The organism is Bhargavaea cecembensis, from assembly GCF_000826125.2.
Taxonomy (GTDB): Bacteria; Bacillota; Bacilli; order Bacillales_A; family Planococcaceae; genus Bhargavaea; species Bhargavaea cecembensis_B.
Genome location: NZ_LN651373.1, coordinates 1,408,678 through 1,421,809 on the forward strand (window position 1 = coordinate 1,408,678; position 13,132 = coordinate 1,421,809).

14 protein-coding genes and 2 tRNA genes are annotated in these 13,132 nt (G+C 55.9%); 10 read left to right on the forward strand and 6 right to left on the reverse strand.

Features of this window, described 5'->3' with window-relative positions:
* The coding region (locus tag BN1189_RS16185; RefSeq protein WP_040228527.1) for a bile acid:sodium symporter family protein at positions 1 to 346 on the reverse strand (346 nt) is incomplete at its 3' end.
* On the reverse strand, positions 346 to 1,746 hold the full coding sequence (locus BN1189_RS12420) for an FAD-binding oxidoreductase (RefSeq protein ID WP_040228743.1): 1,401 nt from the start codon (positions 1,744 to 1,746) through the stop codon (positions 346 to 348). The genes BN1189_RS12420 and BN1189_RS16185, both read right to left, overlap by 1 nt.
* A gap of 230 nt (positions 1,747 to 1,976) precedes the next feature.
* Here BN1189_RS12420 and BN1189_RS12425 point away from each other — a divergent pair, with 230 nt between their 5' ends.
* The 3 genes from BN1189_RS12425 (at position 1,977) to BN1189_RS12435 (ending at position 3,528) form a co-directional block, all read left to right on the forward strand.
* On the forward strand, positions 1,977 to 2,492 hold the full coding sequence (locus BN1189_RS12425) for a YhcN/YlaJ family sporulation lipoprotein (RefSeq protein ID WP_040228529.1): 516 nt from the start codon (positions 1,977 to 1,979) through the stop codon (positions 2,490 to 2,492).
* Positions 2,493 to 2,598: 106 nt separating this feature from the next.
* Complete coding sequence (locus BN1189_RS12430) at positions 2,599 to 3,165, forward strand: YhcN/YlaJ family sporulation lipoprotein (protein ID WP_052455844.1); 567 nt, start codon at positions 2,599 to 2,601, stop codon at positions 3,163 to 3,165.
* 207 nt (positions 3,166 to 3,372) lie between these two features.
* Positions 3,373 to 3,528, forward strand: coding sequence for an aspartyl-phosphate phosphatase Spo0E family protein (locus BN1189_RS12435; protein ID WP_082194260.1), 156 nt, complete (start codon positions 3,373 to 3,375; stop codon positions 3,526 to 3,528).
* Between the two features lie 72 nt (positions 3,529 to 3,600).
* On the opposite strand, the gene BN1189_RS12440 is transcribed toward BN1189_RS12435, so the two are convergent.
* Positions 3,601 to 3,674: transfer RNA gene (locus BN1189_RS12440), tRNA-Arg, on the reverse strand.
* 224 nt (positions 3,675 to 3,898) lie between these two features.
* Here BN1189_RS12440 and nhaC point away from each other — a divergent pair.
* Positions 3,899 to 5,377, forward strand: a complete 1,479-nt coding sequence (gene nhaC / locus BN1189_RS12445; RefSeq protein ID WP_040228530.1) for a Na+/H+ antiporter NhaC — start codon at positions 3,899 to 3,901, stop codon at positions 5,375 to 5,377.
* 34 nt (positions 5,378 to 5,411) lie between these two features.
* Here nhaC and BN1189_RS12450 read toward each other — a convergent pair whose 3' ends face one another.
* Positions 5,412 to 6,104 (reverse strand): YetF domain-containing protein, encoded by a 693-nt coding sequence (locus tag BN1189_RS12450; RefSeq protein WP_069201975.1) that lies wholly within the window; start codon positions 6,102 to 6,104, stop codon positions 5,412 to 5,414.
* 103 nt (positions 6,105 to 6,207) lie between these two features.
* Positions 6,208 to 6,295: transfer RNA gene (locus BN1189_RS12455), tRNA-Ser, on the reverse strand.
* A 215-nt stretch (positions 6,296 to 6,510) separates the two neighbouring features.
* Here BN1189_RS12455 and BN1189_RS16690 point away from each other — a divergent pair.
* The 4 genes from BN1189_RS16690 (at position 6,511) to BN1189_RS16585 (ending at position 9,990) form a co-directional block, all read left to right on the forward strand.
* The gene (locus BN1189_RS16690; protein WP_040228533.1) at positions 6,511 to 7,821 is read left to right on the forward strand and encodes a M28 family peptidase; all 1,311 of its coding nucleotides are present in this window, start codon (positions 6,511 to 6,513) and stop codon (positions 7,819 to 7,821) included.
* A gap of 511 nt (positions 7,822 to 8,332) precedes the next feature.
* Positions 8,333 to 8,971, forward strand: coding sequence for a FusB/FusC family EF-G-binding protein (locus BN1189_RS12470; RefSeq protein WP_040228536.1), 639 nt, complete (start codon positions 8,333 to 8,335; stop codon positions 8,969 to 8,971).
* Positions 8,972 to 9,009: 38 nt separating this feature from the next.
* Positions 9,010 to 9,759 carry a 3-hydroxybutyrate dehydrogenase gene (locus BN1189_RS12475; protein WP_040228538.1) on the forward strand — a complete coding sequence of 250 codons (750 nt, stop codon included), beginning with the start codon at positions 9,010 to 9,012 and terminating at the stop codon, positions 9,757 to 9,759.
* A gap of 108 nt (positions 9,760 to 9,867) precedes the next feature.
* Positions 9,868 to 9,990 (forward strand): hypothetical protein, encoded by a 123-nt coding sequence (locus BN1189_RS16585; protein ID WP_257125420.1) that lies wholly within the window; start codon positions 9,868 to 9,870, stop codon positions 9,988 to 9,990.
* Between the two features lie 43 nt (positions 9,991 to 10,033).
* On the opposite strand, the gene BN1189_RS12480 is transcribed toward BN1189_RS16585, so the two are convergent.
* Positions 10,034 to 10,804 (reverse strand): NRDE family protein, encoded by a 771-nt coding sequence (locus BN1189_RS12480; RefSeq protein WP_040228540.1) that lies wholly within the window; start codon positions 10,802 to 10,804, stop codon positions 10,034 to 10,036.
* Between the two features lie 262 nt (positions 10,805 to 11,066).
* On the opposite strand from BN1189_RS12480, the gene BN1189_RS12485 reads away from it, so the two are divergent.
* Together BN1189_RS12485 and BN1189_RS12490 are read left to right on the forward strand one after the other, a co-directional pair.
* Positions 11,067 to 12,437: a S1C family serine protease gene (locus tag BN1189_RS12485; RefSeq protein WP_052455845.1), complete on the forward strand. Its 1,371-nt coding sequence runs from the start codon at positions 11,067 to 11,069 to the stop codon at positions 12,435 to 12,437.
* A gap of 21 nt (positions 12,438 to 12,458) precedes the next feature.
* Entirely contained in the window at positions 12,459 to 12,779 is a 321-nt protein-coding gene (locus tag BN1189_RS12490) for a thioredoxin family protein (protein ID WP_040228542.1), read from the forward strand.
* Positions 12,780 to 13,132 lie beyond the last annotated feature (353 nt).

The following is a 13,132-nucleotide window of genomic DNA, read 5'->3' on the forward strand; positions in this document are numbered from 1 at the left end:
CGTTGGATGCGGTCCCGCCCGGCACGCAGCCGAGGAGGACGAGGCCCGCCGCGAGTTCCGGCGGCAGCCGCAGCGCATAGGCGATCCCGAATGCGACAAGCGGCATGACGGTGTACTGGGCGAGGACCCCGATGATGACCGGGACCGGCTGGGTGAAGACGACTTTGAAGTCGGCCGCCTTCAGCGTGAGCCCCATCCCGAACATGACGACGCCGAGGAGGATCGTAATATAGGCGCCGAACCGGGTGAATGCGTCCGGGATGAAGTAAGCGGTCATCGCCGTGGCGATGACGAAGAAGGCAAAGTATTTCCCTGCAAATGAGCTGATCGTTTCGAGCAGTTTCATCAGTCGGATCCCTCCTGTTTCAAATCGATGACTTTTCCGGGGTTCATGATATTGCCCGGGTCAAGCGCGCGCTTGATGGCCTGCATGGCAAGAAGGGCCGGTCCGTGTTCGCGTGCCTGGTATTTCTGTTTGCCGATCCCGACGCCGTGTTCGCCGGTGCAGGTTCCGTTCCGGTCAAGCGCATACGACACGATGTCTTCGTTCAGCTCATCCGCTTTTCGGACTTCTTCTGCATCATCCATGTCAATCATGAGAATGATGTGGAAGTTGCCGTCGCCGACGTGGCCGGTGATGCCGCCGATGAGCCCCAGACGGTCGACCGACTCCCGGGCGTGATGGACGGCGCCGGCCAGTTCCGAAATCGGAACGCAGACGTCCGTGACCATCATCTTCCGGCCGGGATGTCCGTGGATGTACGCGTAGGCAAGGTTGTGCCGGGCTTCCCACAGCCGGTTCCGGCCTTCGGTGTCGGTCTCGAAATCGATCCGTTCGCAGCCGAGCTCATCGACGATTTCCCTGCAGAAGGCGATGTCCTGCGCGAGGCCGGCTTCATTGCCGTGGAATTCGAGGAAGAGGGTCGGCCGGATGTCGTAATCCGTGCCGCTGTGGCGGTTCACCTGCTCCATCGATGGTTCGTCGACGAGTTCTACCCGTGCGATCGGAATGCCCGCCTGCAAAATCGAGACGACGGCCTGGACCGCGTCATCGACAGTCGGGAAGGAGGCGCGGGCGGCCGCCGTTTCCTCGGGGATGCCGTAAACCTTGAGCGTCAGCTCGGTGAAGCAGCCGAGCGTCCCTTCGGAGCCGACGAACAGGCCGTTCAGGTGAAGTCCGGAAGCGGATTTTGCCGCGAGGCTGCCTGTATGTATGATCGATCCGTCGGCGAGCACGACTTCCAGATCCCGGACCTGGTCGCGCATCACCCCGTATTTCACGCTCGTCGTTCCGCTTGCATTCGTTGCGGCCATGCCGCCGAGCGTGGCGTCCGCACCCGGGTCGACGGAAAAGAACAGGCCGTATTTTTTCAGTTCCTTATTGAGCCGGGTCCGGGTTACGCCGGGCTGGACCCGGACGAGAAAATCGCTTTCCCTCACTTCAAGGATCTGGTCCATGAGCGAGAAGTCGATCGAAATGCCGCCGCTGTAGGGGATGGCATGGCCTTCCAGGCTCGACCCGAGTCCGAACGGGATGACCGGCGTTCCATTCGAAGCGGCCAGGCGGACGATCCGGCTCACTTCTTCCGCCGTCTTCGGGAACACGACGAGATCCGGCCGGTGCTCGGCGTGGTAGGACTCGTCTTTTCCGTGAAGGGATCTCACCGTTTCATTCACGGTCGCCCGTTCTTCCCCGAGAAGGGAAACCAGTTCCTGGTGAAGCTGCGTGGTCTGTGTGGCTGTCATGATGTTCACTCACTCCTTCGCCCGAAAATCCGGGCATATTTGCGAATACAGAAATTATACGCTCTTTGCGAGTAATTGCAATTCAATTTCATCAATTCAAAACAAACGAAAAAATCGGTTTTCCCGAAATATCACCGGTTCCATGCGTGTCGGACGCGAAATTGGGTATCTTACATAGCAAAGGGATTATTTATACCGACAAACAGATTCGGCAGAAGGAGTGGAGTGAATTGAAGAAATACTTGGTGAGCCTGTCCGCCCTCACGCTGGCTCTCGGACTCTCGGCGTGCGGTAAAACGGCTGATGAAGATCCGTCGTTCACGGAGAACGGGCACGAAGAAAACGATATGGGCGTGCCGGCCGATACAGATGACGAGCAGAAAAAAGATGAAGGACAAAGCGGGGAAGACAAAAAATCAGACCCGGACGTCAAACTCGAGGTGAATCAGGAAGCCGCCGATAAAGTGAAGACCGTTGAGGGCGTGGAAGACGCATCGGTGATGGTCGCCGGAGATGATGCTTACGTGACCGTTCAATTGATGGAAGGAACGGAAGAAGATACGGTGTTCCAATCGGAAATCGAAGATGCCGCCAAGTCGGTCATTCCTGAAGCGAAAGTCCACCTCTCGACAGACCCGGAGACGGCCGAACAGGTGAAAGGCTATTCGGACCGTGTCGGCAACAATGATGACGCCGTGTACGACGAATTTATGGAAAAAGCCGGGGATCTGTTCCCGGGTTCATAAGGTGAGACAGCAGCGGCCGGGATTCCCGGCCGTTTTCATTTTGCCCGGCCGTACATAATCCGGGCGTCCGGTGACAATCTAAGAGATAGAGGAAAGGAGGGAAATGATGAAAAAGATCCTGATGAGCCTGTCCGCACTGTTCCTGGCTCTCGCCCTGGGTGCCTGCGGCGGCAATGATGATAACAACGCCGACAACGGCAATACCGGCAATACCGGAAACACGACCGACAATGCCGGCACCGGAGATGACAACCACTCCATGACGGACGAAGGCGGCACCAACGGCGGAACCGGCGATAACGGAAACACCGGAGATCAGGCGGCGGGCGACGGGAACGGCGACAACGATCTGCGGCGGGACGAAGACGTGGCGGACAAAGTGAAGACCGTTGAAGGCGTGGAGGACGCGACCGTTCTGATGACGGACCAAAACGCATACGTCGGTGTGAACCTGAAAGAGGGCACCGAAGAGACGGAAGACCTGCAGACCCAGATCAAAGACCAGGTGAAGAAGATCAAGCCCGAAATCGGTGAGGTATACGTATCGGCCAACCCGGACTTCGCCAAGCAGATGTCTGATTACGGGACCCGGATTGATGAAGGAGAACCGGTCGAAGGATTCTTCGATGAGTTTTCGGATGTCGTAAGGCGAATGTTCCCGGATGCACAGTAAATCAAAACGGACCGGAGAGACAGTCAGTCTCCGGTCCGTTTTTTGTAAAAACGCAGAATTATACCACATTGGCGGTCTGTTTGTGAACAATCCGTGAACTTTATGAATGGTGCTTCACTTCGACAAAAAGCGCAAAACTGAAGGTGTATGATAGACAAGCTGTCCTGAAAACAGCGCAATTCCATCATGGATAGGAGAATATTAATAATGTGCGTGTCGAAAACGGTTTTAAGGAATCGCATTCGGTTCGTTAGGAGGAAAATGTATCGCAAAGCCCATGTTCTCGGTATGACTCATCCGGAGACCGTCGCCTGCAGCCAGGCGCTGGACGGATTGCTGAACCGCTATCAGGACATTGCTTGAGCCGCTAATCCCCGACTCCAACAAATAAAACAGGCGCCGTCCCGGTAAGGGGCGGCGCCTGCTTCGAGTTAGCGTCCAGGGGGCGATTCGAACGCCCGACCTACAGCTTAGGAGGCTGTTGCTCTATCCAGCTGAGCTACCAGGACATGATTTGCGACAGTCTCTATTATACACGTTTTTGCCATGATGCAAAAGGGGGAGAGCGGATTTTTGTACCGGAGGAAGGAAACGGAGAGATTTCTTGCTGCCCGTCCGGACGGAAAGAGCAAAAAACATTTGCTTTTCCGTGTCGATTTTTGCATTTACAGGAGAGAAAGTTTTGATTTATTATTTTGTTAACGCTTTCGTAGAAAAGGAGTGGAGCGCATAGATGCAGTCATTTGAAGATCAGCAACCAGAAGAAATTCGAGAACGGAAAATCGGCTTTTTCTGGGCCATTCTTCCGCTCGCCATCATGATCATCGTCATGCTGTTCACGGTCGTCAAGCTGAAGGAGGGGCCGCACGTTCCGCTCATCGTCGGGACCGTCCTCGCGTCCCTCGTTGCGTATAAATCCGGATTCACCTGGAAAGAGATCGAGGAAATGATGTACAAGGGAATCCGGCTGGCGATGCCGGCGATCGTCATCATTATGCTCGTCGGACTCGTCATCGGGTCCTGGATGGGCGGCGGAATCGTCGCCTCGATGATCTATTTCGGCCTCAAGATCCTGAATCCGGCCTACTTCCTCGTCGCCATCTGTGTGATCTGCGCCATCGTTTCACTCGCGATCGGCAGCTCCTGGTCGACGATGGGAACGATCGGAGTGGCCGGCATGGGGATCGGCCTGTCGATGGGCCTTTCCCCGGGGATGATAGCGGGCGCCGTCATTTCCGGAGCCTATTTCGGCGATAAGCTTTCGCCGCTGTCCGACACGACGAACCTGGCGGCGGGACTGACCGGCACGGAACTGTTCGACCATATCAAGCATATGCTCTGGACAACCATCCCGGCGCTCATCCTGTCACTTGGCGCGTTCGCTTTTCTCGGCATGAAGCACGCCGGGGGTGCGGTAGATGCGTCAGAAATCGCCCGGACGTCGGAAGTCATGGGAGACAGCTTCCTCATCTCCCCGTGGCTGCTTCTCGTTCCGGTGCTGGTCATCGTGCTCGTTGCGATGAAAGTGCCGGCGGTGCCTGCATTGATCGTCGGCATCCTGCTCGGCTTCGCAAGCCAGGTGTTCATCCAGGGAGACTCGATTGCCCATGCGCTGAATGCGCTCCAGGAAGGTTACAAGATCAACACCGGCAACACTCTCGTGGATGAACTGTTCAACCGCGGAGGGCTCGATTCGATGATGTACACAGTGAGTATGACCATCGTCGCGATGACGTTCGGCGGGATCCTCGAATTTTCCGGCATGCTGAAGTCGATCATGGACCAGCTGCTGAAAGTCGTGAAAAACTCGGCATCGCTCATCGCGGCGACAATCGGCTCGGCATTCCTCACGAACGCCTCCTGCTCCGAGCAATACATCTCGATCGTCGTTCCGTCCCGGATGTTCGCCAAAACTTATCAGAAGATGGGCCTGGCCTCGAAAAACCTGTCGCGTGCCCTGGAGGACGGCGGGACCCTGACATCGGTCTTCATCCCGTGGAACACGTGCGGGGTCTTCATTTTCGGAACGCTCGGCGTCGGGGTCGCGGAATACGCCCCGTTCGCCATCCTGAACTTCCTTTGCCCGGTCATCTCGATCGTCTATGCCATCACCGGCTTCACGATCGAAAAGCTCGATAACTCGGGCACCGGCGGAGGGACGGCGGTCGAAGATCGTGAACCAGAACAAAAGCTGCAACCTGTAACGGAATAAATAAAAAGCCGCGCTGGCTCAGCAGCGCGGCTTTTCATTCGGTCTTCTTTTGCACGGAAAGCGTCCCGTCCTGTCCGTATTCGGCAAACAGGACGTCGGCGGCGGAAGAAATCCCTTGCTGCTTGAGCTCACTGAAGAGCCAGTCTTCGCCGAGGCCGAGCTCCTGCAACTCATGCTGCATGACCGTTCCGTCCACGACGAGGAGCGTCGGAAGGTTCCTGACCGGAGCGGCCTGCTGATCCAAGTCAGTTTTGGTCGCCGGCTGCTTGCCGTATTTCAACATGACGCTCAGCTGTCCGTTCGGCTCCAGGATGGCGTAATCCACATCGGCGATCGAGAACGCATTCGCTTTCCGGAGCATCATCACGAGATCGTCCAAGTTCATCCTCAGGTCACCGAGGACTTTCCTCTGGACGAATCCTTTTCGGATGAGGATCGACGGTTCGCCGTTGAACAGGACTCTCGCCTTGCTCGAGCGCAGGCTGATAAGACCGAGAAGGATGGTCAGCACGACCCAGACGGCCAGCGCAAGGAGCGCATATCCGGCTTTTGGCCAAGATTCAACTGCCGCATTCGCGGACAGGGTCCCGATTGAAACACCGGCCACGTAGTTGAAGTAGGTCAGCTGGCTCATCTGCTTTTTGCCGAGGATGCGTGTCAATAACAGTAAGAAGAAAAAAGCGAATATCGCCTGAAGAAATGTCGCAAAATAAGAAGAGTCACCCAAACCGATCATCTCCCCGAAAAGTATTGGTCCGATTAGGGTGAGACGGCCGGGCGAATTTATGCAAAATAAAAAAGACACCGGTAATAAAACCGGTGCCCGTTAGCGGAGATGAGAGGATTTGAACCCCCGCGGCGCGTGAACGCCCTAACTGATTTCGAGTCAGTCCCCTTCAGCCTCTTGGGTACATCTCCATGTTGACAAGAGAAATTATAACACGGCCGGGGAAAGGTGCGCAACCCTCTTTTTATGATTTTTTGATCGGGGAAGTGGAAGGGCGGGTGTTCACTTCGCGGGCGGGAGTGTCAACTTCGCTGGTTGGAGTGATAACCTCGGCAGCGCGGGTGTTGAATTTTTAAGGGTGAGTGTCATCTTCGTGAATGATCTGCGATCAAAGGAGGTCCGCGCCATGAAAAGGAAAATAACCGCGATATCGCTTGCGGTCATGCTCGTCTGCGGCATGCCTCTCGCTGTACCGCCTGTCGCCGCGTCAACAGAGACGGCCTTTGAACCGGCCGAAGAACTGCTGCAAACAATTGATTCCGGCCGGATTTACCGTCACATTGCCGAGCTGAGCAAAGAACCGCGGGTCGCCGGCACGGAATCGGAGCAGCAGGCCGTCCGGTATATCCGTGATGCATTCAAGTCTTACGGCTACCGGGTCGACGTTCAGCCGTTCACATTCACGGCGTACACGGAACCGCAGAAAGTCAGGCTCCAGGTGGAAGGACTGTGTGACGTGGCGGCCGGGCATTTCACATACGGCATGAACGGGGACGTCTCGGCGAAACTGATCGATGCGGGACTCGGAAAGCCGCGCGATTTTAAAAAGGCGAAAGGAAAGATCGCGGTCATCCGGCGGGGGGAAATCCCCTTTTCGGAGAAGATAGCGAACGCATCCCGCGCCGGGGCGGCAGGAGTGATTTTGTACAATAACGAACCCGGCGAGCTGGGTGGATCACTCGGGGAGCCCGGCAAACATCGGATTCCCGCCGTCGCCATGTCCCGCGACACCGGTGAAGCCATCCTGGAACACATCAAGGCGCGTCCTGATGCCGAGGCCCGGATCCTCGTGGAAGGGGCGGAAACGACCGAACGCGAATCGCATAACGTCATTGCAACGAAGAAAGCGGGCGCCAAGAAGAAGGGAGCCGGAGACAGGGAAATTATCATCATCAGCTCGCATCTGGACTCAGCACCCGGGGCGCCGGGCGCGAACGACAATGCATCCGGCACAGCGGTGGTGCTGGAAATGGCGCGTGTGCTCAAAAACATTCCGGCTGAAGCGGAAATCCGTTTCGTTGCATTCGGGGCGGAAGAACTCGGTTTGCTCGGCTCCGAAAAGTATATCTCGCTGTTGCCGGAATCCGAGAAAAAGCGGATCATCGCCAACTTCAACCTCGACATGGTCGGCAGCCGGGATGCCGGCGACCTGACCTTGCAGACAGTAGACGGAAAGCCGAACCTCGTCACGGAACTGGCCCGCTCATCCAGCAAAAAGCTCAACGGAACGCCGACGCCGGTCATCCAGGGAAACCGGAGCGACCACGTCCCGTTCCACGAAGCGGGCATCCCGGCCGCCTTGCTTATCCATCACCCCGCCGAACCCTGGTACCACACCCCCGACGACACGTCGGATAAAATCAGCAAAGAAAAACTCCGGGACGTCGCCCGGATTGTGACGATGGCGGTCTATGGGCGGATGAGCCGGCCGAAATAAGAAAAATGATCAGCGCCAGCCCGATAACGGCAGGCGCTTTTATTTGGTTGGGCCGAGTAGCCTCGGGAGTCTGTCCTACCGGAAAGCAGGCGCGAGAACGGGCGAAGCGGACGCGAAAAGTTACATTGCGGCCTCGAAAAAGGAAGAAGCGGACGCGAAAAGCCACAAAGCAGCCTCGAAAATCTTCCGAGGCAAAATGCGATCCGCGAAATTGCTCGTTGCATCCGCGAAAATCTCCCGGAGCAGAATGCATCCGCGAAACCGCCTGTTGCGTCCGCGAAAATAGCGCGGGACAAAATGCGTCTGCGAAAATGCCCGTTGCATCCGCGAAAATAGCGCGAGACAAATTGCATCCGCGAATCCACCCGTTGAGTCCGCGAAAATTCCATGAGTCCTCATTCCATCGGCAAAGTGACTCACCGAAAGTAATTTTCGCAGCAGGCATCAAAAGCCATCCTGTGACACTCTGCCTCCTTTAGTGTTAAAATCATAATAAGAAGGAGGTGTTCCCGTGGATCCATTCATCAGAAGTGCAGATCTGCATTTTGTTTTGAGGCAGGCGAGAAATGTCATGAACAGCCATTTGAGTGTCCGGGACGGAGGGGTTCTGGATGCTGTCGAAGGGCTTGCGGAGGAGCGGTCGAAGGCGCGGCTCGGCGATATTCCGGAAGAGGCCTTGGCCGTAGTCAAGAAGATCGGCGATGTCCGTGACCAGGACGGGTTTGCCCGGTTCCGTGAAGAGTTGCTGCCTTTTGTCATCCCGTTTCCGGCTGTGACGGAGCATCAGCTGAAAAAGACGTTTCCGAAAGTGAAGAAGCTGAAAGTCCCGGCGCTGGAGGATATCGAGTGGCGGGATCTGACGTACCTCGGCTGGAACGATCCCGGTTCCAACCGGAAGTATATCGTTTATGAAAAAGACGGGAAGCTCACCGGGATGCATGGGGAGTTCAGGCCGTCCGCCAAAAAGGGCGCATGCGCAATCTGCAAAGGGCTTGATGAGATCGGCATGTTCATGGCGGAGACCCGGCATTCGGGCGGAGTGAACTATACGAAGAGGGGAAATTATATTTGCGTGGACTCTGAGAAGTGCAATGATCGCCTGGATGACCCGGACCGTCTCGGGCAATTCATCGACACGCTCAAGAAATAAACGCGAAGGGAATGAAGGAATGATGGAAGGGAAAGGTATTGCTCATCACAGGAGCCGCCAGAGGGATCGGTTTTGATATCGCAAAAGAATTTTCCCGCGCCGGGGCGAACGTAATGATCTCCGATTTGGACGGGGAATCCGTGCGGGAAGCGGCCGAGTCGATCGGCGGCGAGACTGCGGGTGTCGTCTGTGACGTGACGAAAGAGGCGGATATCCGGCGGGCGATCGAGGAGACGGTCGGCCGTTTCGGCAAAATCGACATTCTCATCAACAACGCCGGCATGCAGCACGTCTCGATGCTCGAAGATTTCCCGACGGAGAAGTTCGAACAGCTCATCAAGATCATGCTCACCGGACCGTTCATGGCGATCAAGCATGTGCTTCCTTATATGAAGGAGCAGGGCTTCGGCCGGATCCTCAATATGGCATCGATCAACGGGGTGATCGGGTTTGCCGGAAAAGCGGCCTACAACTCCGCGAAGCACGGCGTCATCGGCCTCACCAAAGTCGCCGCACTGGAAACGGCCGAACACGGAATCACGGTGAACGCAATCTGCCCGGGATATGTCGATACTCAGCTTGTCCGCAACCAGATGGGCGACCTCGCCAAAACACGGGGCATTTCAGTGGAAGAAGTGCTCGGGGAAGTGCTGTATCCGCTCATTCCGCAAAAGCGCCTCATCAGTGTGGATGAAATCGCGTCGCTCGCACTTTACCTGGCAAGCGACGAAGCGAAGGGAATGACCGGGCAGGCGGTCATTTTGGACGGCGGCTATACGGCTCAATAAGTTCAAATCCGCACAGGCTGCAGCCGAGTTTGGGCACAAAGGGTTTTTCCTCGCTCCGCAAGGGAATCTTAAGGAAGAGAGGACTTATTTCTTAAGGAGGAGAGGTTGATGGCGAAGCGTTACCCGGACAGCCGTCCGCAACCGTACGACCAGGACGCCCCCCAATGGACGGTTTTTTGGATTGCCTTGGCGGTGATCGTTTTGGCCGTCGTCCTGGAATGGATGATGTGACGAAAAACAGGCAGCCGGAAGCTTCTCCGGACTGCCTGTTTTTTCAATGGATCTGGAATGTGAATGATTCTTCGCCCGCCGGTTCGCCGTCTTTGAATGTCCGTTCAATGAACGTGACCCGGCCGTCGCGGTCCGCGAGGATGACCGTTGAACAGCGTGTGCCGTAGCCGGTCGTCCGGATGAAGAGGGGAGAGAGCATCCGCTCCATGTCGGGGCCGACCCCCGTGTCCGGAAGATGCTTGTCAGGAAACGGTTCGGCCTTCGCCAGGATGTCGAAAAGTTCATCGGGATCGATCGGACAGAAGCCTTCTGCAATCCGGGCGAGCCGTTCTTTGCCGTATTCGACTTTCGGCCACGGCGTGTCGAGCCGGTCATTGCTCAAGCCATGCGTGCCGGCCGGAATTTCGGTGAAACCCTTCCGGTCGCGGTTCGTCCCATAGAATAGATGGCCGGGTGTCCCGGCGATGAGGTTATACATATCATAGGATCCTCCCTGAGCGGAGATCGTTTCCAGCACTTTGGGAAGGGGCTGGTCATCTTCCAGAACCGAAGTGACCAGTCCGCCCCGCGTTCTGGCACCCGGCGGAGGCGGCACATCCGGCTTCCGTACATTGGTGAGTGCCGCAAACCGGCCGCCTTTCGTCATGCCGAGCCAGGTTCCGCCTGACTGGAGGTCCCTTCCGGCAAGGAGGCCGGGTTTTTGTTCCCACCAGTGGGCCGGCTGTGCGGGCCGGTCATAGAATTCATCCCGGTTCGCCGCCACGATCAGCGGATAAACGGGATGTTCGTCATGATTGAAAAGAACGAGACACATTACGGACACACCTCCCTTGTTTCCTTCCAGTATACAGGATTCCCCGGGCCGCCCGATATCTTGTTGCCCGCGTATTCTATCGTGCCGGAAGTTGCGGTTCGTGATATGATGTTGAATACTTAGTTCTAGCTTTCAATCAAAGATTATTAGTTTCAAATTCAATATAGAATATGAATGGACGGAGTGAACCAGCATGAAATGCCCGAACTGCGGACATGACATCGACCAATTCGAGGGAGACTGCCCAGAGTGCGGACGGCCCTTGACACGGGGCAACCGGAAAAAGAAAAAGTCCAGGCTGATCGCCGCGGTGGTTGCCGCAATTTTCCTTCTCACCGGAGGAGCGTTTACCGCCCTTTATCTGACCGAAGATAAGGCGGAGGAGCAGCCGGCCGAACCGGATCAGGACGTGCTCCAGCAAACCGAGGAGGAACCGCCGCCTGAGGAAGAAGAAGGCGTCGTCACCGACGAATCGGAAGATGAACCGGAAGAACAGCCGGAAAAACAGGTGGGAACGGTCCAGCGGGAGATTACGGAGACCTCTGATACGATGGCGGAAGCCGTCATTCTCCCTGAAAAGATCGCCGGAGAAAAACGGGATACCCAGTCGATCATCAAAGAATCCCTCCCGAAAGTGTTTACGGTCATCACCGATGACAGCATCGGCTCCGGGTTCCTTTACAAAAAAGGGATGATCGTGACGAACGCGCACGTTGTCACCGGCTACACAAGAGTCACGGTCCGGAACGGGAGCGGGAAAGAATCCCAGGGGCAAGTCATCGGGATTTCGGACCGGTCCGACGTGGCGCTCATCAAAGTTGATGATTATGCCAATGCAGCTCCGTTCGAGACGGAGACCGGCGTCACCCCGATCGGAACGGAAGTCATCGCGATCGGAAGCCCGAACGGCCTCGCCAACACCGTGACGACCGGGCACCTGACCGGCCACGACCGGAACATGGAAATCGGATTTATTTACGAAAACATCTATCAGATGGATGCGCCGATCGACCGGGGCAGCAGCGGCGGCCCCTTGATTGATGCGAAGACCGGCAAGGTGGTCGGGATCAACTCGCTCGTCATGCAGGACAACAGCCTCGTCGGCTTCGCCATACCGCTCTTCAGCATGACCGGTCTCCTGGACGGCTGGGCGGCCAGCCCGATGTCGCCGGATCAGGTGGCTGCGTTGTTCGGGTCATATGATGATTATGAAGGCGGCTCCGGAACTCCTGCGGACGACCAGTTTGAAGGCGGATGGAAAGGCGACACATTCAATGAAATTGCGCTTGAGAACTTCATCCTCTCCTTCGGCCATTTCCATGTGCTGATGCTGACGGATGCGGACTTCTTCTGGGTGGCGGATCTTGTCCAGCCCGGCAGCCCGGCCTATGGTAAACTGGAAGAGGAAGTGGCGGCGCTCGGAGGAAAAGGTGTCCAGCATGAACTGACCAACCAGGAAGTGCCTTCAGTGGATATCCATGAAGACCACGCTGTCGTTCATTCGCTCGAATCCACCCGGACCACCGCAGCGGACGGCACCGTCACCGAAAAGGCGTTGAAGGTTGATTATACAGTCATCATCGACGAGAACGGGTTCTTCCAAGTATCGGACGTCGTGACATCCGAACGATGATGAAGTAAGGGGGAGCAGATGATGGAGCAATTGAAATCGATGGATCAATTCAACGAACTCAAGCAGGAAGAGCGGGTCGTATTCATGTTCACGGCCGGCTGGTGCCCGGACTGCCGGGTGATCGAACCGGCCCTCCCGTCGATTGAAGCGGATTACCCGGAATTCACATTCATTTCCGTGGACCGCGACGAATTCATCGACGTGTGCAGCGAACTGGATATCTACGGCATCCCAAGCTTCGTGGCATTCCACGAAGGAAAAGAAGCCGGACGCTTCGTCAGCAAAGACCGCAAAACAAAAGAACAGATTGAATCATTCCTCGACAGCGTATCAGTGGACTGAGGATGATGGGAAGAAGGCCCGGCAGTGGATGCCGGGCCTTCTTTTATCGTTTAGGGATTTACCCAGTCGGACGATTGGAAGGCTGAACCGATCGAGAAAAGGTAAATTCATTTTCAAGCCTTTTTCGATAGCTTCATAAAAAGCCGTGACGGAGAACGAAAGCTCCGGCACGGCTTTTATCGTGGGTGAACGGGAGTGGAAGCGATCCATATTTCAATTTTCCGTTCCATATTGTAAATCTACTTGCCATATTTCAAATGGGGCATCCATATTGTAAATTTGCGTTCCATATTTTAAAAACGGTGTCCATATTGTAATTCTGCTATCTATATTGTAAATTTGCTATCCATATT